At 42.7% G+C, this 23,878-nt stretch carries 21 protein-coding genes; 18 read left to right on the top strand and 3 right to left on the bottom strand.

Features of this window, described 5'->3' with window-relative positions:
* Nucleotides 1–8 precede the first annotated feature (8 nt).
* The 10 genes from PROVALCAL_RS16160 to PROVALCAL_RS16115 all read left to right on the top strand — a co-directional run bounded on the left by PROVALCAL_RS16160 (nucleotide 9) and on the right by PROVALCAL_RS16115 (nucleotide 12,468).
* Nucleotides 9–1,097 carry a hypothetical protein gene (locus PROVALCAL_RS16160; RefSeq protein ID WP_006660403.1) on the top strand — a complete coding sequence of 363 codons (1,089 nt, stop codon included), beginning with the start codon at nucleotides 9–11 and terminating at the stop codon, nucleotides 1,095–1,097.
* A 1-nt stretch (nucleotide 1,098) separates the two neighbouring features.
* On the top strand, nucleotides 1,099–4,452 hold the full coding sequence (locus PROVALCAL_RS16155) for an ImcF-related family protein (protein ID WP_006660402.1): 3,354 nt from the start codon (nucleotides 1,099–1,101) through the stop codon (nucleotides 4,450–4,452).
* Between the two features lie 20 nt (nucleotides 4,453–4,472).
* Nucleotides 4,473–6,083, top strand: coding sequence for a type VI secretion system protein TssA (gene tssA / locus PROVALCAL_RS16150; RefSeq protein WP_006660401.1), 1,611 nt, complete (start codon nucleotides 4,473–4,475; stop codon nucleotides 6,081–6,083).
* Between the two features lie 23 nt (nucleotides 6,084–6,106).
* Nucleotides 6,107–7,858, top strand: a complete 1,752-nt coding sequence (gene tssF, locus PROVALCAL_RS16145) for a type VI secretion system baseplate subunit TssF (protein ID WP_006660400.1) — start codon at nucleotides 6,107–6,109, stop codon at nucleotides 7,856–7,858.
* Entirely contained in the window at nucleotides 7,834–8,925 is a 1,092-nt protein-coding gene (tssG, locus tag PROVALCAL_RS16140) for a type VI secretion system baseplate subunit TssG (RefSeq protein WP_006660399.1), read from the top strand. The genes tssF and tssG overlap by 25 nt, the downstream gene beginning before the upstream one ends.
* A 15-nt stretch (nucleotides 8,926–8,940) precedes the next feature.
* Entirely contained in the window at nucleotides 8,941–9,480 is a 540-nt protein-coding gene (tssJ, locus tag PROVALCAL_RS16135) for a type VI secretion system lipoprotein TssJ (protein WP_006660398.1), read from the top strand.
* A 1-nt stretch (nucleotide 9,481) separates the two neighbouring features.
* Nucleotides 9,482–9,910, top strand: coding sequence for a type VI secretion system baseplate subunit TssE (tssE, locus tag PROVALCAL_RS16130; RefSeq protein ID WP_004912512.1), 429 nt, complete (start codon nucleotides 9,482–9,484; stop codon nucleotides 9,908–9,910).
* A 23-nt stretch (nucleotides 9,911–9,933) separates the two neighbouring features.
* Nucleotides 9,934–11,280 (top strand): VasL domain-containing protein, encoded by a 1,347-nt coding sequence (locus tag PROVALCAL_RS16125; RefSeq protein ID WP_006660396.1) that lies wholly within the window; start codon nucleotides 9,934–9,936, stop codon nucleotides 11,278–11,280.
* Between the two features lie 112 nt (nucleotides 11,281–11,392).
* On the top strand, nucleotides 11,393–12,070 hold the full coding sequence (locus tag PROVALCAL_RS16120) for a DUF1345 domain-containing protein (protein WP_006660395.1): 678 nt from the start codon (nucleotides 11,393–11,395) through the stop codon (nucleotides 12,068–12,070).
* Nucleotides 12,071–12,207: 137 nt separating this feature from the next.
* Nucleotides 12,208–12,468, top strand: coding sequence for a DinI-like family protein (locus tag PROVALCAL_RS16115; RefSeq protein ID WP_006660394.1), 261 nt, complete (start codon nucleotides 12,208–12,210; stop codon nucleotides 12,466–12,468).
* Nucleotides 12,469–12,665: 197 nt separating this feature from the next.
* Here PROVALCAL_RS16115 and PROVALCAL_RS16110 read toward each other — a convergent pair whose 3' ends face one another.
* The gene (locus PROVALCAL_RS16110) at nucleotides 12,666–12,905 is read right to left on the bottom strand and encodes a hypothetical protein (RefSeq protein WP_006660393.1); all 240 of its coding nucleotides are present in this window, start codon (nucleotides 12,903–12,905) and stop codon (nucleotides 12,666–12,668) included.
* 161 nt (nucleotides 12,906–13,066) lie between these two features.
* Between PROVALCAL_RS16110 and PROVALCAL_RS16105 the strand changes: the two genes are divergently transcribed.
* The 3 genes from PROVALCAL_RS16105 (at nucleotide 13,067) to PROVALCAL_RS16095 (ending at nucleotide 15,800) form a co-directional block, all read left to right on the top strand.
* Entirely contained in the window at nucleotides 13,067–13,741 is a 675-nt protein-coding gene (locus tag PROVALCAL_RS16105) for a response regulator (RefSeq protein WP_006660392.1), read from the top strand.
* The gene (locus PROVALCAL_RS16100; RefSeq protein ID WP_006660391.1) at nucleotides 13,731–15,098 is read left to right on the top strand and encodes a sensor histidine kinase; all 1,368 of its coding nucleotides are present in this window, start codon (nucleotides 13,731–13,733) and stop codon (nucleotides 15,096–15,098) included. Before PROVALCAL_RS16105 ends, PROVALCAL_RS16100 begins: the two co-directional genes overlap by 11 nt.
* 126 nt (nucleotides 15,099–15,224) lie before the next feature.
* Nucleotides 15,225–15,800, top strand: coding sequence for a cysteine hydrolase family protein (locus tag PROVALCAL_RS16095; protein WP_006660390.1), 576 nt, complete (start codon nucleotides 15,225–15,227; stop codon nucleotides 15,798–15,800).
* Nucleotides 15,801–16,123: 323 nt separating this feature from the next.
* On the opposite strand, the gene PROVALCAL_RS16090 is transcribed toward PROVALCAL_RS16095, so the two are convergent.
* Entirely contained in the window at nucleotides 16,124–16,645 is a 522-nt protein-coding gene (locus PROVALCAL_RS16090; RefSeq protein ID WP_006660389.1) for an anti-virulence regulator CigR family protein, read from the bottom strand.
* A 180-nt stretch (nucleotides 16,646–16,825) separates the two neighbouring features.
* Between PROVALCAL_RS16090 and PROVALCAL_RS16085 the strand changes: the two genes are divergently transcribed.
* From PROVALCAL_RS16085 to PROVALCAL_RS16065, 5 genes are all read left to right on the top strand, one after another.
* The gene (locus PROVALCAL_RS16085) at nucleotides 16,826–18,076 is read left to right on the top strand and encodes a mechanosensitive ion channel family protein (protein ID WP_006660388.1); all 1,251 of its coding nucleotides are present in this window, start codon (nucleotides 16,826–16,828) and stop codon (nucleotides 18,074–18,076) included.
* Between the two features lie 308 nt (nucleotides 18,077–18,384).
* Nucleotides 18,385–20,814, top strand: a complete 2,430-nt coding sequence (locus PROVALCAL_RS16080) for a DMSO/selenate family reductase complex A subunit (RefSeq protein WP_006660387.1) — start codon at nucleotides 18,385–18,387, stop codon at nucleotides 20,812–20,814.
* Between the two features lie 11 nt (nucleotides 20,815–20,825).
* Entirely contained in the window at nucleotides 20,826–21,443 is a 618-nt protein-coding gene (locus tag PROVALCAL_RS16075) for a DMSO/selenate family reductase complex B subunit (protein WP_006660386.1), read from the top strand.
* Nucleotide 21,444: 1 nt separating this feature from the next.
* Nucleotides 21,445–22,221, top strand: a complete 777-nt coding sequence (locus PROVALCAL_RS16070; RefSeq protein ID WP_006660385.1) for a dimethyl sulfoxide reductase anchor subunit family protein — start codon at nucleotides 21,445–21,447, stop codon at nucleotides 22,219–22,221.
* A gap of 88 nt (nucleotides 22,222–22,309) precedes the next feature.
* Nucleotides 22,310–22,909 carry a molecular chaperone TorD family protein gene (locus PROVALCAL_RS16065; RefSeq protein WP_006660384.1) on the top strand — a complete coding sequence of 200 codons (600 nt, stop codon included), beginning with the start codon at nucleotides 22,310–22,312 and terminating at the stop codon, nucleotides 22,907–22,909.
* A gap of 77 nt (nucleotides 22,910–22,986) precedes the next feature.
* Here PROVALCAL_RS16065 and PROVALCAL_RS16060 read toward each other — a convergent pair whose 3' ends face one another.
* Nucleotides 22,987–23,529 (bottom strand): DUF924 family protein, encoded by a 543-nt coding sequence (locus PROVALCAL_RS16060; protein WP_006660383.1) that lies wholly within the window; start codon nucleotides 23,527–23,529, stop codon nucleotides 22,987–22,989.
* Between the last annotated feature and the right edge of the window lie 349 nt (nucleotides 23,530–23,878).

Genomic DNA, 23,878 nt, shown 5'->3' with positions numbered 1-23,878 from the left:
TCGAATCAATGTATTGGAAGATCCCCTCTATTCCGAATAAAACACCGATAGAAAAACCCAATTATAAGGTGATACTCTTCTTTTTCGTAACGATAATGGCTGCCGTTTATGCCTATAGTGTCACATTAGCGGTAGAGCAAAAAACACGGTTATTATTTATCGCATTCCCCATTATCGCTCTCCTCTTTTTTGCCTGTATCAGTTTTTTATACGTTCGTTATCAACATTCCGTGATCACATGTCAGAACTGGGAAAAAGAGAAAGAAATCACAAAAAGGGAATGGCAAGCATGGTGCCAATCTTCAGTGATCTCTATCGCAAACGTTATCTATACCCCCGATAAAGACGGTACTGACGTGTTTTTGCAAGAAGCAGAAGCCGTTCCGATGTTTCCAAATAAACCTCGTCGTTTATTCAATCTTTTGCAATTTGATAATAACTTCATTGCAACCCTTGATGCACAACTCGAAAAACAGTCTCCTCTTTATCGGTCTTATCTGTCAAAAATTTACCTCTTCGACAGTAATGATAGCATCAGTAATGAAAAATTAATTTATGAACATTGGCAGCTCAAACCTATTCGATCACCTCGCTACCAAGATATTTTTTCAGCGTATGATGATGCAGAACAAAACAAGATGTTTTTAATTGTGACGATCCAGTCGCAAGCAAAATACAGCGAATTTATTTCAGCTCAACTATTTTCAACAAACCAACAATTCATGAATTCAAATAATACCAACGTAAAAGTCGAACGCGTCATGGAAATAAACACTAAAGATATCAATAATGAAATAGTGAAATACATGGATTACAGTGGGATATCGAGAAAGAATACATTCCAAACATGGATAACAGAAAGTCAGCAAGATATCGTAGATAACGTTCTCATCACCTACACTGAAAAAAATATTGAATTTGATAAAACTATTCCAATTCGTTCTTTAGCATTATCTTATTCAACACCTCATCCTAATGCATTTTTAACATACCTTTCACTCGTAACCGAAATATCATTAAAAACAGAATTAGACCAAGTCCTCATTCACCCAAATCCTCATGGTGCCAGTTACGCGGTTTACATTCGTAGGTCTTAATATGAAAAATAAAATATCCGCGAGTTTTCCTCGTGGGAAGCTATTTGCGATTTTTTTAGTCTTACTCCTAAGTTTATCAATCGTTTTATTTGTCACTTATCAATATCAACCGTTTGACTTAACACCCTACTATATCGGAATATCGACATTCAGTATCATTGCTTTATGCGGTATTTATTTTTATCCGATAAAAAATAAATTTTCACAAAAGCAAGAGCAGAAGGCGTTTAAGCCACAGAATACCCCAATCAATTTAAATGCGCCGATTAAAAAAATAATTTTATTGCATGATGAAATTATTCAAGCACTACGCAACCAATACGGCACTTTCTGGCATTCCAAAGTCTCCATCCAGCTCCTCCTCGGTTCCCATTCCGCCGTCGAAAAACTGGCTCCTAGCCTGACACAAGAAATCTGGCAAGAGTGTGATGGTACCCTGCTTATCTACGGTGGCGATATCGGGAGTTCCATTGACTCTGAGCGACTAGAAACCCTCAAACAACTGCGCCGACGTCGTCCGCTCGATGGCGTGATTTGGGTGACAGAAAACAGCATTTCCTCCCAGCTTTTAGACAACAGCGTCACGTTCACTAACCTCAATACCGCAACAGCCCACAATGCAGGGCGTGCCATCCAAAACCTCTTCCAAGAATTAGGTTGGCGTGCGCCAGTTTGGGTATGGAGTGTCAGTGACCAACAGTCCCTCAGTGCGGTTGAAACGCCCTCTATTCTCTGCATGACAGAGCAAAATATGCCTGCCGAAGCGCTATCCCCTAGCTTATTAAGCCTGATCCCTGCTCTTGTGGTCAACGGAACCCAAGCGTTACTGCGTGAACAGAAACACACCTATCTACTCGCCTTAGCCCAATTTTTACAAAACGGGGGAAGCCAGCAGCTTGCGACCGCATTAGCGCCACTCAATACCCAATTACGTACGCTGCCTTTTTCCGGCATCGCATTTAGCCCTTCTATCAATCCGTTAAATCAGCAACGCTTGCCCAATAGTTGGCACCCTGATACCCGCTGGACAAGCTGGTTGAATGTACAATCTGAACTGGCATCCGGTTTACAGCCAGCCTCTTTAGGCTTTGACAAAAAACGTCTCGCTCAATATGGCGCTGCCACCGCCATGACCTTGTGGGGCGCAGGGATGATTGTCTCTTACCTTGCCAATCGCCAGCTCATCGAAGAGAGCTACCAAAGCGCGAACGTCGCCGCTAACAGCCAATTACCGGAAACTGAACGCCTCAAAGCCCAGTATGATTTTCAGCAAACCCTAGGCTTACTCAATCATCGCGAACAAACTTCTGTGCCTTTCTGGCTCCATTTTGGGCTAAACAGTAATCAGCCACTATTAGCCCATTTATGGCCGCTATATCAACAAACGGTATTACCGCCTTTGCGTGATACCCTCGCTCAACAATTGACTCAACAATTACAAGCCTATGCCCAGTTATCCCCTAACAGTGATGACCGTCGTCAAGCCACCCAAGGGGCGTATCAAAGCCTAAAAACCTACTTAATGATGAGTACCCCTGAGCGCATGGATCCGGCATTTTTTACTAATAGCGTGCTCACGACCCTCCCCGTCCCACAAGGAATGAACGAAGGCGAATGGCAAACCCTCGGCAAAGAATTACTCATGTTCTATGCCCAGCAGCTACCAAAGCACCCTGAATGGCAATTAATTGCGAACAATAACCTGATTAATCAAAGCCGTACCTTACTTATTCGACAAATTGGTCAACGCAGCGAAAGTGCTACGCTATATCAAGAAGTGTTACTACAAGCGCAGCATCAGTTCCCTGATATGACCTTAGATGATATGACGGGCGATACCGATGCCAGCTTTTTATTCACTACCGATGAGTTTGTGTCGGGTATTTTTACTCGCAAAGCGTGGGAAGAAGCGATTGAACCCGCCATTAAGAAAGTGGTGGAATCACGTCGCAATGAAATTGATTGGGTATTGAGTGATAGCCAGCATGAACTTAGCCAAGATATTTCGCCTGATGCACTTAAGCAGCAGCTTACTGAACGTTATTTTGCTGATTTTTCAGATAGCTGGTTAAATTTCTTAAACAGTTTGCAATGGCGTCATACTGAAAGCTTATCCGATACTATCGACCAATTATCTTTAATGAGCGATGTCCGCCAATCGCCTGTAATTGCACTAATGAATACCGTGGCTTATCAAGGGAAAACCGGACGTCAACAAGAAAAGCTCGCCGACTCCTTTATGAACTCCGCGAAAGACCTGCTTAATAAAGAACAGAAACCGGTCATTAGTCAGAAAGCCGATTTTACAGGCCCCCTTGAAGATACCTTTGCGCCTATCCTGAATTTTGTCGATCCACAAACCAACACTCAAGCCAGCGATAACCTTAGCTTGCAAGCTTATTTAACCCGCATTACTCGAGTGAGATTGAAACTTCAGCAAGTGGTCAATGCACCTGACCCACAAGCCATGTCCCAAGACTTTGCCCAAAGTATTTTAGAAGGCAAAAATGTTGATTTTGCCCAAACAAAAGACATGGGAAGCCTGATTGCCGCAAGCTTTGGGCAAGAGTGGCAAAGCTTTGGTGACTCGCTGCTCGTTGAGCCAATGACGCAAGCTTGGCAACAATTACTCACGCCAACGGCTCAAGGGATCAATAGTGAGTGGCAAAATGCCATTGTCAATGAGTGGAACAGCGCCTTTGGCGGGCGCTACCCTTTGAAAGAGACTCAAAGTGACATTTCCTTACCGCTGATGGCGCAATATCTTCGCCCTGATAACGGGCGTATTCAACGTTTCTTAGAAACCCGTCTGCAAGGCGTATTACGCAAAGAAGGGAATCACTGGGTACCGAATAGTACGAATGCTCAAGGATTGCGTTTTAATCCTGCGTTTTTAAACGCATTAGATACCCTGACCGAATTAGGTGACGTCGCCTTCGCTAATGGTGAAGCTCGACTTTATTTCGAAATGCGCCCAGGAACCAGTAAACATGTTATGCAGACGATATTGGTGATCGATAAGCAAAATCTCACTTACGATAACCAATTCCCTGAATGGCAGCGGTTTGTTTGGCCCGCGGATACGGTCGCGTCAGGGGCATCATTGACTTGGATGACGACATCATCAGGCACGCGACTCTATGCTGACCACCGTGGTGTTTGGGGATTAATCCGCTTACTTGAAGCCGCCCATGTTGCGCCTTATGCAGGAAGTACCAGCAGCTACACCGTCACATGGACTGCACCGGATGGTAATACCCTCAATTATCAGCTTCGTACCGAGATGGGACAAGGTCCGCTAGCATTATTGAAGCTACGCAACTTTGTCCTGCCTGAAAAAATCTTTTTGGATTAGCTATCGATAGGACATCACCTATGCCTTTATTAACTGCTTTGCGTACAGCCTGCTTTACTGGAAATCCGCTTGCCGCTAATCAATTAGTGGAGCAACAAGTCGTGTTATGGGAGCGCTGGTTATTACCAATTACGGCTGAAAACCCAGTTGGCGATGATCCCGGCTACGACGATGACTTCGAACGCATGAAAGAAGAAGTCAACAAGCTCTCAGGCTCAGATACTGAGCTGATCTGCGCTCTTGCCGAAAATTTGTTAACTAACGTATGTAAAGACGTACGTGTCATAACCTACTACATTTGGGCGCGCTTACATCGCGAAGGCGAAACAGGCTTAGCCGATGGGCTAGGGTTACTGGTTGGATTACTTCACCGTTACCACGACGAGCTATTACCAAATCGTCCAAATAGCCGAAAATCTGCCATTGAATGGTTGGCGGGTCAACGGGTCATCGACAGCTTATCCCTTTATCCTGAAGTCGATAGCAATGAATTTGCACGCATCGTGGCACTACTTAGTGCCATTGTGGATGAATTTAGTGCATGGGATGAGCCAAACCGCCCAAATCTTGCGCCGTTACTGCGTGCATTAGAAAATCGCCTTGCACAATCTGGTGGTGCAGACAGTGTTGTTCCCCAAAATATTAAATCAGCCGAACATACATCCACGAAACAAACGTCATCTGGCATCAGTCCTATCGCACCGATTCAGTCGGGTCGAGAATTGCTTGACCAAGCCAAGGTACTCGCCAATTACTTACGTAATCAACCCAACGGCTGGTTATCGGGTCACAGGCTGATGACCTCCGTACGCTGGGATACGCTGCACCAATCCCCTCCACAAAATCAGCATGGATGCACTCGGTTAGCCCCTCCACGCTCAGATGCCAAAGCCCAACTCAAACGTTTATATCTGCAACAAAATTGGCTCGAACTCACCGAACAAGCGGATAGATTATTTGCAGAAGGCGTTAACCATTTTTGGCTTGATGTACAGTGGTATTTACACCAAGCATTGAGTAAATCCCCAGCCCCATGGGATGGTTGGGCGGATGTGATTGCTTCTGATTTAAAACAGTTCTTACTCCGCTTACCGGGTTTAGAACATCTTGCTTGGGAAGATGGCACACCTTTCGCTGATGAAGTCACGTTAGCGTGGATTAAACAGCATATTCTGGAAGACAATATTCAGTCCCTCCATCACATGCCCGTTCAAGGTGCTGATGACGATGATAACAGTTCGATATTCGCATTAGAGCAAGAAGCGTTAACCCAAGCTGACACTGAAGGCGTTGAAACAGCATTGGCTTGGTTAATGTCACGACCGAATATCCAAACATCCCGTCAAAAATGGTTGCTGCAATTAGTGATGGCAAGAGTGGCTGAACAATTTTCTCGTCATGATTTGGCACTCAATTTACTTCGCGAATTAGACCGTAGCGCTGAACAGATGCGCCTTGCTGATTGGGAGCCGCATTCCCTATTTGAAGTGAAAGCTCGCCAGCTGCAACTGTTACGCGGCAAAGTACAGCGTAATACCCCTGATAAAGCTGATTTACATCACCAAATGTCTGAGTTACTGGCTCAGCTAACACGATTAGACCCTGTGCGAGCGTTAGTGCTCTATCCCTAAATTAATCAAAGAGAACCACACTAATGGATGATTTAACCCTTCGCTATTATGATGCGGAGATGCGATATCTGCGTGAAGCAGCAAAAGAGTTCGCTCAAGCTCACCCCGAACGTGCGGCATTATTAGATTTAGATAAAGCGGGCATCCCCGACCCTTTTGTTGAACGATTATTTGAAGGTTTTGCCTTCTCTATGGGGCAATTGCGCCAAAAAATTGATGATGATTTACCGGAATTAACGGAAGGTCTCGTTAGCCTCCTTTGGCCTCATTACTTACAAACCATTCCGTCACTGTCTGTGGTTGAGCTCGCACCGGATATTCACGACATGAAACTTTCATCCGTGCTCCCCGCTAATTTTGAAGTGCTTTCGCGTCCGGTTGGTCCTAAAAAAACCGTTTGCCGCTATCGAACAACACGAGATTTAACACTCAATCCCATTTCATTATCCTCGGTTAATTTAGCCACTGAGCCCGATGGGCGTTCCGTGATCCGCTTACGCTTCGATTGTGCGAAGCTCGCTGATTGGAAACAAACCGCGCTAGATACCCTCTCCTTTTATCTGGCTGGCGATGTCCCAACGACCTATGCATTGCACTTAGCACTGACTAAGCAAGTGGCTGCTACCTACATTCGCCTACCATCATCACCAGACCGAATTCGCTTACCTCTGTGGTTTTCTCCTGGTGGATTTGCCGAGGAAGATCAACTGTGGCCCAAAGGCGACAGTACCTTTAGTGGCTACCAGTTACTGCTCGAGTATTTTTCTTTTCGTGAAAAGTTTCTCTTCGTCAATTTACAAGGACTTGGAGAAATCAATTTACCTGAAGGGTTAAGTCATTTTGAACTGGAAATTGTGCTTGATACGCTTTGGGACAGTGACATTCCGTTAAGCGCTGACAATGTAAAGCTGCACAGTGTTCCCGTCATTAATTTATTTAATATTGAGGCGGATCCGCTCACTGTTAACGGGTTAGAAAGTGAGTATCTGCTGCGCCCTCGGCGCCTACAAGACGGGCATACCGAAATCTATGCAGTTGACACAGTTCATGGCACACGCCGCGGTGAACATATTCACTATGTCCCCTTTAGCAGTTTTCGCCATCGCGGCGGTATGTTGCGCCGCAGTGCACCAGAACACTACTACCACACTCGCGTTAAGCGTGGTGTCAGCGGGTTGCATGATACGTGGCTAATTTTGGGCGGAGAACGCGAACAGCCGACCGCCACTCTGGAAAGTGAAACCTTATCGTTGCAATTAACCGGCACGAACGGGCAACTTCCGCGCAAAGCGCTACAAAGCACTTTGCTGGACAGAACGGAAGAAACCTTGCAGACACAACTGCGGGTTCGTAATTTATGTAAACCGACTCTGCCTTGCTACCCTCCCGCTGAAGACAGATTTCATTGGCGCGTACTCAGCCATCTTGGCGCCAGCTTCCTCAATATGATGGACAACGTAGAGGTATTGCGCGGCACATTAGCGCTCTATGACTGGCGAGAAGATGATTTAAACAGCCGCAAACTCGATGCCATGATCCACGTTGAACAGCATCTTATCGAACGCTTCGAAAAAGGCTTTTTACAGCGCGGTATTGCCATCGATATCACCCTTGATAGCAGCGGATTTAACGGTGAAGGCGACATCCACTTATTTGGTGAAATGCTCAACCGCTTTTTTGCCCTCTATACCGACGTGCATCTATTTAACCAATTGACTCTCCATATTTTACCAACAGGAAATAGCCTCACATGGACAGAGAATCATCCTCAGTAAATCAGCTTTTTGATGCGCTAGGGGAGCGTCTACCACGGGTTAACTTCTATCGGTTTTGCCAACTAATAGAACAGAGTAATAAACAGCGCCCACCCCTTGGCAGCACCCAAGACCCGAAAACAGATGTTATCCGGTTTCGTCCCCATCGAGGGATGGGTTTTCCTGTCACCGAAATTAAAGGCATCGACATTGAAGACCGCTACCGAGATAGCAATACGCCCAGTATTCGAACGACCTTTTTAGGGCTATATGGCGTCACTTCACCACTACCGACAAGCTATCTCGATGATATCGCTCAACGACGTGAAGGCACCGAATCTCTGACGGATTTTTTAGATATTTTTAATCATCGGCTCACGACACAGTTTTACCGTATTTGGCGAAAATACTCCTACCCAGCGACCTTTTCCGCGGGTGGTGAAGATGAAACTTCCCAGTATTTATATGGATTAATTGGCTTAGGGATCCCCGGCACAGCTCAACATGTACAAGCCCCCTTATCCCGATTTTTAGCGTTATTGGGCACGCTACGTTTTCCGACTCGTACCGCCGAAGGGGTTATCTCATTAGTCAAATTACTCGCACCTGATACCCACGTTAAAATCAAACCCCATGATCCAAGGCGCATCGAACAAACGCGCCAAACCGGATTATCCTGCAAAACGCCCATCACCTTAACGAATAAACCCGTTTTAGGTCAGTATGCGACTGATGTTAATAGCCAAATTTTGATTGTCTTACAAACCAATAACCTTGAGGAAGCCCGCAACTGGTTACCGGATGGATTGCTGTATCAAGATTTAATGGCGCTGTTGCATGTTTACCTAGGCTCAAGAGTCAATGCCCGTCTTTGTCTCAAATTACCCAGAAAATTACTCCCTAACGCAACGTTAAGCACGCAATCTCACCAAGGTGTTCAATTGGGGCGTACCGCCGCGATGGGCGCATTAACCCCTAATGCCCCTCACCGAGAACACATTATTACCTTAAATTTAGGGCGCTATCAGCGATTATCGGCAACATCACACTCTATGCCGCCCTCACATTATGCTAATTATCGATTCTAATTCTGGGACTCTCCGATGAAACACATCCCTTTATTGCCATTTTGCGGCAAAACATTGGTGCTTCTGGCAACATTAAACCTCACAGGATGCGGGCTCACTCAAATGGTCAGCGATGGCACTCGCAGTGCAGCAAACGCGATATTTTATAAACAGGTGAAAGTCATCCACCTTGATTTTGTCGCGCGTGAAGCATTAAACACCGATGATACAGGCGCATCCTTATCCACCATCATTCGCGTCTACCAATTAAAGGACAGTGAAAGCTTTGATGAGAGCGATTACGCTTCTTTATTTGCAAAAGATAGCCAAGTGCTTAAGCCTTCCATCGTGACACAGAAAGATTTACGCATTCGTCCAGGAGAATCTATTTCGCTTGATATGCCTCTTGAAGAAGGTGCAGAATTCGTTGCTATCGCTGTAATGTTCCATCATCCCGACCTTATCACTGATGACTGGCGTGTTGTGATCCCCAAAAAACGGTTATTACCGGATGACCCTCGCTTGCTCACTCTCGCAGATAACTCCATGACCTTAAAACCACTTGGAGAAAAATAGCATGTCCCAACCTTCGTTATATGAAATGTTGACGGGGTATTTTGCGGGAGGATTGGATATCGATGCTATCCCTGAACATGACCAAGTGATGGTGTCAGTGATGGACAATATTCGCCGTATTCTTAATGCCAGAGCAGGTAGCATCGAACACCTTCCCGATTATGGACTACCTGATATGAGTAAAATGATCCAAGGGCTTCCTGGCACCGCTCACAATATGATGACCATTTTATCGGCAACATTGCTCAAGTATGAGCCCCGCATCAAATCGCTCTCTTTAGTGTTGTTACCGCAAAACAGCTTTGGAGCACTCCATTACGCCCTTGAAGTTGAGTTGCACGAACAAGGTTTGATTCGTTATGGCACAGAGTTTATGCCAGATGGGCGCATTCTCGTACATCATCTAAAAAAACAATTCGATACGATTTAAACCGACGATAGCGTGAGACGACTATGAATCCAGATTTAAATACATTACGCCTTGGTGGCGACCCGAGAACACTCGCTGATTTTGCTGCCTTGAAAGACGAATTAAACAAACGCTTTCACCCCGCCCGTCCTGATGTAGACTGGGCGCGTGCCCATGGGCTTTGTTTGTCTTTATTCAACCAAAATGGGGCAGATTTGCAAACTTGCGCATGGTTTACTCTGATCCGCCAACATCAAAATGGCATCGCGGGATTAAACGAAGGCTTGTCTTTGCTCCAACATTTACTGAGCCGCCACTGGCAAGGACTTTGGCCACAACAGACTCACGCTCGCGTCGAAATTCTCGCCACATTGAGCCAACAATTAATGACGGGATTACGTGCTCACGCGCCCGTTTATGCTGACCTTCCAGCACTTTACCAAACTGAAACCACGCTGAGCCAAATTGGTCAACAGTTGCAAACATTAGAACTCAAGCACCTGACACAGCTAGAGCGCTTACAAAATTTACTCGCCTCTCAGGCAAGGCAATTAGAAAGCATTGATGTGCCAGATAGCGGTTTTACCCCATCGACTCCGCTACAACTTCCGAAAACATCACCATCGACATTTCGGGCGCATACCGCAGCAACCCCAATATCCATAAAAGCCAATGCCACGATCAGTGCTCCTCCCTCATCCAAACCGTCTTATCGTAAAGGGCTTTGTGTGGGATTAGCTTGGGGGATTGTTCTCACCGGTGCACTTTGCGCAAGCACCTTATATGTGCTTCATCCACAAATCAATAACCATGTTTTAGCGCAAGCACTGCCACAATTACCTGAATTTACACCCAATATTGCCTCGATTATTGAGCAACAATTACAACCCAATTCCGCCCAACCGAGTAGTTTTTCGCCCGAAAAACTCAATATGATCGATAATTACCTTGTGGAATTGGAATCAGTTTCCCCGATTTGGTCTCAGCAATATGGGCTTAGCATGGTAGGTTACCTCACCAAGCAATATGGTGAACGGCAAGAAGTCAGCGCATTTAACGATAAATGGCAGCAAAATATGCAAATTAACGCGTTATCTAACGATAAATTGCAACAATGGTCTGAAGGAATGGCAGAGTTAAATAATCTCAGTACGCGCTTAGACAGTCTCGATGGTAAACCTCGCAGCTATATCACGGGGTCTGAATTAAAAACCATTATTTTCAATGCCCGCCAGCATTTCCACCAAAGTGTGCCACTAGAAGAAGAATTACGTCGACTCGAACAACTTCAAGCCAAAGGAACGGTGGCTGAATCCGAATATCAGCGCATTGACAACCATTTTAAGCAATTACTTAATCGCTATGCGCTGATAAAGCAAAGTCAAAAATAGAATTAATTATTTTTATTCACTAAATTATGGAGCACCTTATTCGTGCTCCATTTTTTTTCGGTGATATACTCGTTTTTAATTAACGTGATGATTATTTTTCAAGGAATATCCCATGCTTCGCTATGCTGCTCGTATCACCCATCTGCTACGTCATGCATTTCATTCTCGACCGCGCTTTTTGGTCTCGCTTATTGTTGCTTTTATCACCTTCTTTGCCCTATTTAATACACAAAATCTGATTATTAATTTAATTATCAGTTGGAACGCATTTGCATGGTGCTATTTACTGTTCCTGTTCCAGCGGATTATTAGCAATAATGTTAAAGACATTCGTAAGCTCACGAAAATTGAAGATGAAAGCGCTCGTATGGTGATATTTTTCTTGATGTCGGGTTGCTGTGTGAGTTTATTAGCGCTGTTTTTTGCCTTGGGAGGGCATAGTGATATCCCGAAATCCGATAAAATCTACTCTTACATTTTAACGGCTTCCACACTGATATCCTCATGGTTGTTATTACCGACAGGCTTTACCATGCACTATGCTCATTTGTATTACAGCAATAATGAAAATGAAAAACCGTGGTTAATTTTTCCTGATAAGATTACCCAGCCAAGCTATTCAGATTTTATGTATTTTTCATTTACGATTGCCGTCGCTTCGCAAACCGCAGATGTAGAAGTTGCCTCGACACCTATGCGTCGCGCTGTATTATTGCAATCGATCATTTCATTTATCTTTAATATGGCGATTTTAGGGTTATGTATTAATATTTCTGCTAGCTTTTTTTAGGCGGTAGATTCACTGCCTCGAAATAAAAACATTTAGCCGACAGTCAGAATAAAAAAATATTCATGGAGGATATTGACAAGGTCTCCATATAGATCTAAAAATACTGTATATTAATACAGTCTTTAGTAGAGGCTACTATGTTACGCATCGAAGTGTTATTTGATAAAAATTCACCACAAAAACCAAGTGGCTTAGTGCTACAGGCATTAGAATCTGAGATTCTACGCAAGCTACAGTCACAATACCCTGATATGGTCACTCGTGTAGGCTTTAGCTCTCAGCAAGCCATTAATATTTCAGGCACAAAAATTGCGGATGATAAATTACGCATTGAAGAAATTTTAGAAGAAATTTGGATGGATGACGGCTGGCTACCGGAAACAAATACCGATGATTAGCTGAACAGAAAGAAATGGAAGAAGGTCCAGTGATAGCTCTTCCATTTCTCAATTTGTTATTTTTTGATTTAATTTGAATCACTTGCTGTATTGTAAAAAACGATCAAGCCCCCCACTCACACTATTTTCTGTCTACTCTAGAATAGTGCGAAGTACTTGAAATATCCCCATCCCCCATCTACTCACCGGTAGAATCATTAATAGAGTTTTTGTCGAAGATAGGATTTAATCTTGGTGACAGGGTTACGCTTCGCTTTACTTATTTCAAGCACCCGCGCTTCCACTAAACAGGTCTTAGTCTCAGTGCATAATGAAACTTCATTTAACTTTGTATGGTTAAATGTCATTTTTGGCTTATTAAAACTTTCCCCCATAAACACCATGGCGATAAAAATAATCACGATAAATAGAGGCACTTCAATATAAACTTGTTTCATGGTAAAGGCTCTTGTTATGGTTGTTGATGCTATATTATTCGTTTTACGTTTTCATACCTTAAAATTTGGTTAAACCAACCTTAAGGGATACTTAAGGCGACAAATATCCGAGTTGCTGGGTGGAAGCAGTCTGCTTATACTCCGCACCAGAGGGAGTAAATATGAATGTTTTATTGGTAGAAGATGATCTTCAGTTGGGAAAAGCGTTATGTCGAGGGCTAGAACTAGCGGGTTTTAATCCTTGCTGGGTTAGATTATTGGCTGATGCTAAACAACAATTACAGTCTCGTAATTTTGATGTCATGTTATTAGACCTCGGTTTACCCGATGGAGACGGTCAAGACGAGCTCATTGCATGGCGCCAATCAGGGGAATCAATACCTATTATTATTCTTACTGCTCGCAACAAAATGGATAACTTAGTAACGAGTTTAGATTCAGGTGCTGATGACTTTTTAACAAAACCATTTGAAATGCCAGAGCTAATTTCTCGGGTCAAAGCTATCAGTCGTCGTATGGCTGGCTTTTCATCTGAAATTTGGCAATTAGATAATCTGCAACTAAATCCGTTAAACCACCAAGTCACTTTAGATGGTCAATTATTATTACTTTCCGGTAAAGAATATTTGCTGCTGTATGAATTAATTAAAAATGCGGATAATGTCGTCCGAAAAACAGATTTAGAGCAACGTTTATTTGGTTTAGACGATGTGGAGAGTAATTCCCTTGAAGTCCACATTCATAATTTACGCCGCAAAATTGGTAAAGACCGAATTATTACTATCCGCGGTATTGGTTATTTATTAAAAAAAGAAGCGCAATCTAGTGAAGATTAAATCCTTTCTTGTTTACACATTTGGTATTCAGGTTGGCGCAGTCATCTTTTTATGGCTGCTGTTAGTCGGCTGGTTGCAATTTTTTTACCTGCCTGATTTAGTCAATGATGATGAATTTAACCAACAACAGCAAATTGTCACGCAAGGTATCGCCCGTACATTAGGCACGGTTTCAGACACGCCTGAATATTTCGATAAACTCGCGGTTATTTTGCAAAAAATGTATACCGATGCGATGGAAAACGGCATTGATACCAGCTATAAGCCCTACATGGTCGTCAGAGATCCCAAGGGACATGTGTTATATCGAAATAGTGAAAAAATATCTGACCCTTCATTAAAATCCGTAGAACAACTCACAAATCAATATAAGGATTGGCATTTTACTTCCGCATGGGATGACGACCACTCCCTCGAAGTTGTCATTGCGGAATCCTACCTTGAACGTCGAAAATTAATTGGAAACCCCGCCGAAGAAACCGCAATTCCTCTCGCCTTTATTCTGGGAATAATGCTAATTGCTATCTTAATTACTGCCTATTTTAGTATTCGTCCAATCAAACAAGTCGCCAAAGTTATTTCTTCGCGTCAGCCTGGAAATTTAACGGCGATAGAAATGAAAGACGTACATAAAGAAACACGACCTATTATTTCCGCTATAAACCAATTAATGGCACGAGTCGATGCGGCGAATTTGCGGGAAAAGCGCTTTATGGCAGATGCGGCTCATGAACTGCGCACCCCCATAGCGGCAGTGACTGCACAATTACACCTGTTAATGAATATTGATAACCCCAAAGAGAAAGCTGAAATTATTAATGATATGAAGGAAACACTCACGCGTGCAGCGTCCTTATCTCATCAATTAATTGACCTTGCACGCTTAGAAGCGGAAGATTTTTCAATACGTAAAGAACAGGTTGATTTACCGATGTTGATCAGTAATTTGATTTCATCCCATATCCCGTACGCACTCAATAAACATATTGATGTTGAATTATCGAGCCCAGAATCTTTTTATGTCGACACCGATAAATTAGCGCTCAGTAATGTGTTTACTAATTTACTTGAAAATGCGATTAAATATTCGCCTGAAAAAGCTAAAATAAAAGTAACGCTGAAAGATATCACGCCTTTTGGTGCCACAATTACAATTCAAGATAATGGTCGCGGCATTCCAAAAGAGAGTCATGAACATCTATTTTCTCGTTTTTATCGCGTTCCTGGAACATTAGAAACAGGCAGCGGCTTAGGATTATCTATTGCCTATAATTTAGCATCAAAAATTGGTGCAACATTAAAAGTGACCGAGGGATTAGAAAATAAAGGAATTGGATTTATTATTGATTTACCTTAATTGAATAAATGGGCTTAAATAATATCCTTATTTAAAATAATGTTATTTAGTTAACATCCCTTACCCAGAATAAATATTACAATCCCCTTTTTACGTTAAATTACTTAGCCGCAAAAAGGGGCGATAATGTCACACGCACTCATCATCATTGATCTTATTAACGATATTGTTGGCAAAAATGGATTATCCAACAGTAGTTACCCGCAAGTTACTTCACGAAAAATAGTAGAAAAAGCCAATCAAGTCGCGAGCTACGCGCGCAACCAGCGTATTCCTGTAATTTGGATTAAGGTCGGATTTAGCGATAATTATCAAGATATTCCTTTAGGCTCTCCGTTATTTCAACATGCAAAGCAAGTCGGTGCCTTGAAATTAAGTGGACACGGATGTAGCTGGGTCGATGAATTAGAAGTTCACATGCATGACCGCGTCATGATTAAAAAAGGTGTTTCCGCTTTTGCTGGAAATAAACTGCACCAATGGCTGTATGACAATGGCATTACCCACCTTCATTTTGGCGGCGTCAGTTCCATGATGGCAATTCAAAGTAGCGTGAGACAAGCCCATGACTTAGGGTATTTTTGCCATGTACTGGAAGATTTATGTGCCGCAGCAACGCTGGAATTACACGAACAGAGTATGCAAGCCTTAACAAATTTAGCGACGATTTCATCAAGTAAAACGTTCATGCAAACCAAATAGTCAAACTGATGAACATGGATGTAAACAATAATTTACAATCACTGCATTAAAAATTAGTTTAATATTTAAAATATCTTTTGGTCGATTATTGACTTTGATCAATAAAAAACTAGAATGCTCCTACGTGATCAAGATCACACATTAATATTCGGAGCGAACATGAAAAGCATCAAAGAATTTTTCGTTAACCTGCAAGAAGTTGTTGAATTACTGTCTAAACGTTTTATGTAATTTGCTTTAAACCATAGTCAATCAAACCTTTCATTTACCTCATTCAAGTATTTGCAAATTTTTTGCTAACGGCCTTTTTTAAGGCCGTTTTTTTATTCAAAAACATTTTCAATAATTTCCGCCACTATCGCGGTTTTCATCGCAACAAGCAGCAAATCCTTTCCACTCATCCGCCACTCATAGCCTGAATATTTTGGTAAACAAGCGCTAAATGAGGCTGGTAATGCTTTTTTAGCAATTCCCGGTGGTAATGGCTTACCTCTGCGAATTTGTTTTTCAATTCCAGGCGGAAGCCCTTGATATCCCACCAGCCCATAGTTGATGGCAACGGGACGAACATCGCCAAAATTGATATTAATACTCACCAGCGAGTTATCGTAACGACTGGCGTATTTTGCCGTATCACAGTGATATTTTTTACCTTTGTGTTTATGCTTCTTATGATGCTTATGGTGATGATCATCATGTTCATAATAATAACCGCCTCTGTGATGACCATTCCCTTCGTCCCCTTGATGATTCGAAGCATGAGACAATAACGGTACACACATCAGTGCTGGCAGTAAGAAAAACTGCAAAATAAACGATTTTTTGGCGCTTTTATCAGGATACATTTTATTGTGAATTCCTAACCATGTAGAGTCATCAAACCATATGTCTTCCCTTCTAGCCCAACAATAAGAAATAACTCATTCACAGTAATGTTATGTAAATGTTAGTAATTTCAGCCAAACTTAAGTCCTATTTGCTTATACTGGGGCGTCATTTATGGATAACGCAATAAAGGAGAATTTATGCAGCAGCAACTGCTCGACTGGGCTCGCCAGTTTAATCAAGACTATGCCACTCTCGCCTCTCTCTTAATGGTCCTTGGGTTGATACTGATTGTCGCCCTTATTTTGCACTTGTTCCTCCACAAGATACTGCTGCCTAGCATTGAAAAACGGGGGCTAAAAGCGGGTTCTGGTTGGCAACATCAACTCACGCAATACAATTTATTTAACCGCATTGCCTTTATTATTCAGGGTATTGTGGTCAATATACAATCCACCTTGTGGCTATCTTCTGGTTCCACGCCACAGATGGTGTTAAATGTGGCCTCTCAAGCATGGTGTTTACTCTTTGGCTTGTTAACCATTTATTCCATCTTAGATATCACATTAGGCATATTACAAAGAGCGGCGAAAACAGCGCATCTTCCTCTGCGTGGCATTTTTCAAAGTATCAAATTAATCGCTACCGTCTTAATTTCTATTATGATCATCGCACTACTGATCGGAAAATCTCCGTTGATTATCCTCAGTGGTTTAGGGGCAATGACTGCTGTGATGATGTTGGTGTTTAAAGATCCTATCATGGGGTTAGTTGCAGGTATCCAGCTTTCTGCGAACAACATGGTCAACATTGGTGACTGGCTAGAAATGCCTAAATATGGGGCCGATGGTGCAGTCATTGATATTGGGCTCACTACCGTTAAGGTCCGTAATTGGGATAATACTGTCACAACTATCCCAACGTATGCATTAATTTCAGATTCATTCAAAAACTGGAAAGGGATGACAGAATCTGGAGGACGAAGAATTAAACGTAGTCTGCGTATCGATGCCAATAGCATTCATTTCTTACAGCCTGAAGAGATAAAAAACCTTGAAAAGGCAAACTTGCTTGAGCCTTATCTCGATCAGAAAGTCTCTGAAATTCAGGTCTATAACTCTGCATTACCTGAAGATAAAGCGACTCCACTTAACCAACGCCGTCTAACGAATATCGGGACATTCCGAGCTTACGTTGAGGCGTATTTACGTGCGCACCCACAGATTCACAAAAATATGACCATCATGGTTCGTCAACTTGAATCAGACTCAAATGGTATTCCTATTGAAATCTACGCATTCACAAATACCACGGTTTGGTTGGAATATGAGCGTATTCAATCGGATATTTTTGACCATATTTTTTCGATTCTTCCTCAGTTCAATCTACACATACATCAATCACCTACCGGTAATGATGTTCGATTCCTCAGTCATTCAACAATTAAATAACTCATCATAGGTAACTTATAAATACTACTTAATGATTAGTGAACTTAGTCAGCATACCCAGAGGGGGAAACCCCTCTAATTCTAGCCAATCCTACTCTATCATTATATATTTTAGAATATAACGATTGATAATAAAAACAAAACAAAATGGACCTTATCATCAAAAAAAACCCTTATAAATTATATAAATAAAAATATTTACCCTGATTTTTTCAAGGATATTGTTGATGCATATCATGTTAGTAAGTAGAGATTTTTCCTAACATATTGAACATACCTAATACGTTATTTACATATAGGCAATGTCAATGCATAAAAATAAAACAAATACTCAATTCGCAGAACTGAGCAGGAGGGAGTTTCTTCAGACCTCCGCAACCGTAGCGGGTGCAGCCGCTATTGCAGGCTCAATCACTCTGCCTTTTGCTGCTCAAGCAAAAACACCAGCCATCATGCCAGATGAAGTCAGTGAAAAAATCAGCTATAGCGCTTGCTTAGTGAACTGTGGGAGCCGTTGTCCTCTTAAAGTTCATGTTAAAGATGGCGTCATCAGCCGCATATCCAATGAAACCATGTATGACGATTCAACACTGGGAGAGCACCAAATTCGCCCTTGTTTACGTGGTCGTTCTGTTCGCTGGAAAACGTATAATCCAGACCGCTTAAAATACCCAATGGTGCGTGTAGGTAAACGTGGCGAAGGTAAATTCAAAAAAATCAGCTGGGATGAGGCGACCACCATCATTGCTGAAAAACTGAAATACACCATCGATAAATACGGTAGCGATGCGATTTACTATCAATATGGTTCCGGTTCAACGGGCGCCAATTTACACGGTCGTGCTGCCTGCAAACGCCTACTCAGCTTAACTGGCGGTTTTTTAGGCGACTACGGCACTTACTCCTACGCACAATTAATGGAAATTACCCCTTATGTGTACGGTAGTGTCGAAGAGTCTTATTTATCTGAAATTCAAAACTCTGATCTTGTTGTCATGTTTGGCCACAACTTGGCTGAAACCCGTATGTCCGGTGGCGGTCAGTTTTATGAAACCTTGAATGCACTAGATAAGAGCAAAGCGAAAGTCATTATCATCGACCCACGTCGTACCGACAGCGTCACGACACTGGGTGCTGAATGGATCCCTATTTATCCAGGTACTGATGCCGCATTAGTGGCAGCACTGGGTTATGTGATGATCCAAGAAGGTTTAACTGACGAAGAGTTCCTGAAAAATTATTGTGTGGGCTGGGATGAATCAACCCTACCTGCTTCGGCACCACGTAATGCTTCGTACAAAGATTATATTTTAGGTCATGGTCCAGATGGCATTGCCAAAACCCCTGAGTGGGCAAGTAAATTAACGGGTATCTCTGTTTCTCGCATTATTCAGTTAGCCCGTGAAATTGGTAACGCTCAACATGCGTGGATTTCTCAAGGTTGGGGTTTACAACGTACTGAAAATGGTGAGCAAGCGTGTCGTTCAATCATGATGCTGCCAATTATGTCTGGTAATATTGGGCGTTCCGGTACTAACACTGGTTTATGGGGAAACAGTTATGCTTACCCTGTCGCTGGATTCGGTTTACCAAATCCAGTAAAAGCCCTGATCCCAACCTACATGTGGTCTGAAGCGATTGTTCGCGGAAAAGAGTTAACGGCGGAAAATGCCGGAATTAAAGGCGTTGATAAACTGAATAATGACATCAAATTTATGTGGTGTTATTCCAGTAACGTCATTGGTAACCAACATGGTGACCTGAATAAAACCCATGAAATTCTGTCCGACGAATCTAAATGTGAGTTTATTCTTGTTTGGGATAACCATGATACCCCATCGGCAAAATATGCTGATTTACTCTTACCGGATGTGACCACTGTCGAAACTAACGATTTAATCAATAACTCCTACGCGAGTGGGGCTTACCACTATCTGGTTCGCCTACAAAATGCCATTGAACCACTGTGGGAAAACCGTCCAAACTACGATGTATTAGTCGAAATCGCCGAGAAAATGGGCGTTAAAGACCAATTCACTGAAGGACGTACTTACGAAGAATGGATTGAGTTTTGCTACAACAAAACTCGCGAAAAAATGCCTCATCTGCCAGAATTTAGTGAAACTGATGGTGCGGGAATTATTGATCGTAAATTCCTTAATAGTGCCGAAAACATTGCACTGAAAAACTTCCGTGATGACCCAGTGAATAACCCACTGAAAACACCATCTGGAAAAATTGAAATTTACTCCGAAAAACTAGCTGAACGTGTGAAAAACTGGGAATTACCAGAAGGTCAGCGTATTCCAGCGATTCCTGAATATTGTGTGAATAGAGAAGGCGTTGAGGCTCAAGCTGCGCAGAAGAAACACTCATTATTAATGACCGGTTTCCATGACAAAGGGCATGTCCACTCAACCTATTACAATGTGGCTATGCTACGCGAAGCCATTCCACATCAATTCTGGCTCAACCCAATTGATGCACAAGAGCGCGGCTTGAAAAACGGCGATTTAGCTGAAATTTTCAATGATCGTGGGCGTATTCAGATTAAAGTCAAAGTGACTGAGCGCGTCTTACCCGGTGTGATTGCGGTTCCTCAAGGTGCATGGCGCACATTGAATACCGAAGGTTTAGATGTTGGTGGTTGTATTAACACCCTAACCTCCCATGTTCCTTCTCCACTGGCGAAAGGCACACCACAACATACTAACCTTGTTGAAGTCAAACGCGCTTAAGGAGTTAATTGATGAAACAGTATGGCTTTTATTTTGACTCCACAAAATGCACTGGCTGTAAAACTTGTCAGGTCAGCTGTAAGGATGAAAAAGATTTAGATTTAGGTCCTAAATTCCGTCGAGTGTACGAATTTGGGGGAGGTAGCTGGCAGAAACAAGATGGTATTTGGCAACAAAACGTCTATAGCTACTATTTGTCTATATCTTGTAATCACTGCTCCAATCCAACCTGTGTAGAGGGCTGCCCAACAGGTGCTATGCACAAACGTGCTGAAGATGGTTTAGTGGTTGTTGACCAATCTATCTGTGTAGGTTGTCGATATTGTGAACTGCGCTGCCCATACGGTGCACCACAGTTTGACGAAAAGAAAAAATTGATGAGCAAATGCGACGGCTGTTATGAGCGTGTCGCCAAAGGAATGAAACCTGTTTGTGTAGAGTCTTGCCCGCAGCGTGCTTTAGACTTCGATGACATTACAGTTTTACGCGAGTTACATGGTAGCGAATGTGGTATTGCACCTATGCCAGATCCAAGCCTGACTAACCCGAATATCGTCATCAAGCCACACAAAGATGCGAAGCCATCTGGTGATAAAAGTGGCGAATTGAAAAACCCTGCGGAGGTCTAATATGCATGAGTTACCACTGGTTTTCTTTACCGTTTTAGGGCAATCCGCAGCAGGTTTATTTCTGTTAGCGTATATTGCGAAAAAAATGGGTTCAATCGATGATAACCAACTGAAAACTGCCAATATTATTGGATTTATCATTGTTATGGTTGGTTTGGGTATTGGTGCATTGCACGTTGGTCAACCACTACGTTTCTTCAATATGTTGTTAGGCGTCGGTCGTTCGCCAATGAGCAATGAAGCTTTCTTAAGTGGTGTCTTTGTTGGTTGTGCGGCTGCAACACTGTTTTTCACTCACTTTGTCAAACAAGCGGCACTGCGTGAGCTATCAAACATTGCGGCAGTAATTTCTGGTTTAGCGTTCGTGTGGTCAATTCCGCAGGTGTATAACATTGCAACCATTGCCAATTGGGATACCCAATTTACTACACTGCAAATGTGGACCACTCTGTTTGTTGGTGGTGGCGCATTGGCAATGGCGATTGGAGCTCGAGGCTTAGGGCTGACCTCTTTCTTAGTGGGAACCTTTGCTATCTTTGCCAGCCGTGCAAGCTACCAAGCATTTCTAGGGGAAACTGCCCCAGCGTTAAGTGCTGAACAAACGGGTTTTTGGGGCTTCCAAGTCATTGTACTGGCCATTGCATTAGCCGCATTTGTTGGATTTGCGATTAAACAGCGTTCACCGAAAGTGCCATTACTGACCTGTGCTGCTGCCGTCTTACTTGCAGAACTTTCTGGTCGTATTGCCTTTTATAACCTGTGGCAAATCACCATGTAAGGTGCTATAACCCCAGATTATCATTAATAACTTAAGAGCCTGAATTCAGGCTCTTTGTTTTCAATAGAGCATTGTTTACAGGTACACCATGCACACTATCGATACCACTCTTTTTCGTATTTTAGGGGCCATGTTTTACTACTCCCCTGAAACACCTACGTTCCAGACTTTACAACCTGTATTAAGAGAGATCCCAGCTCTTGATTCGTGGGATGAGCCGGAACAACTCACAGCGATTTGTGAAGCATTAAGCACCATTCCAGCCACCTATCTCACCTACGACTTTTCGATTCTTTTTGAAGGTCAAGGCGCGATGCCAGCACCACCTTGGGGATCAGTTTATCTGTCTCATGACAATACCGTTATGGGCGATTCCACCCGTGCCTACCGTCAATTTTTAATGGCTCATGGTTTAGTGACCGATACCGGGCTGCGGGAACCGGAAGATCAATTTGGACTGATGTTAATGGCAATTTCAGCCCTTGCGGAACAAGGGCAAGATGATGCGATTGTAGAGTTATTAGAGCAACATTTATTACCTTGGGCGGGGCGCTATTTAACGTTGGTCCAACAAACCCAAACCGAGCATGACTTTTACCCTCAACTGGCAAGAATTGCCGAGGCGTATTTAACTCGCTTACAGATACAGTTGGGCTTACACCCAGCAGCCGCAGAGCTCTTTCGTTAATACACGCAGTATTCGGGCGTCGTCGTCATCAAATGAGTTTGCTTAATTAATAGCAAACTCATTGATAGTAAAGAAAATTAGAATGATGAGTTTGGCTGTTGTAAAAAAGCAATCTCTTCCGCTGTTGAAGGACGACCAAGTATCTCATTACGATGTGGATAACGCCCAAATTTATCGATAATCGCCTTATGCCGCATTTCATAATCCAAGGTATTATCATCACCCAGCATGCGGAATAACTCGACGGCTTGTAGGTGGATAAAGCTCGATTCTGAATGCATAAACGGCATAAGAATAAATTTTCGCTGGGTTAACGTCAGCAGGTGATAATCTGGCTGCTTAATCGCCTCTTGAGCTAATGCAAGCGCCATCGGGTCTTGGGCAAATGCCCTTGGGGTATCACGCCATAAATTACGCGAAAATTGGTCAAGAATAATAATTTCCGCTAAGCGCCCACGAATAGACACGCGCCAATAAGCCAGTTCCCCTTTCGCCGCCTGTTCACTGAGCGCAGTAAACCGCTTTGCGATAGTTAAATCGAATTTCTCATTTTTCTCAAACCACTGTTTTGGGGTCGATTCTTCGAACCAAAATGAAAGCACTTCTTCCATGGCATTCATAAGTTACCTATTTATATTATTCTTGCGATTATTATTACGTTGTCTGGTTCATCGTAGATAAAAATCGTAAAAATTGACAGGATGGAGATCTGAAAACACAAATTTGCAGATAAAAATTTTGTTATTTGCGAGCTAGCCCAAAAATAACCCTCACATCCCGCGCTTTTTTTCTCATTTTCCCACGGCTAAGATTAATATTCTTTTTTTGATGGCTTTAAACTTCTCTTCATAATCATTGTTTGTTGTTTAATGTGAATTTAAATTTATCTATCGTATGAATACATACATTTATCTAATCCAATGTTAGAATTTGACTTATATTTTGTAGACAAAACGAACGTTCTTTCAT

Source organism: Providencia alcalifaciens DSM 30120 (assembly GCF_000173415.1).
Taxonomy (GTDB): Bacteria; Pseudomonadota; Gammaproteobacteria; order Enterobacterales; family Enterobacteriaceae; genus Providencia; species Providencia alcalifaciens.
The sequence above is the reverse complement of the archived record's forward strand: the minus strand, read 5'-3'. Positions and strand labels throughout refer to the sequence as shown.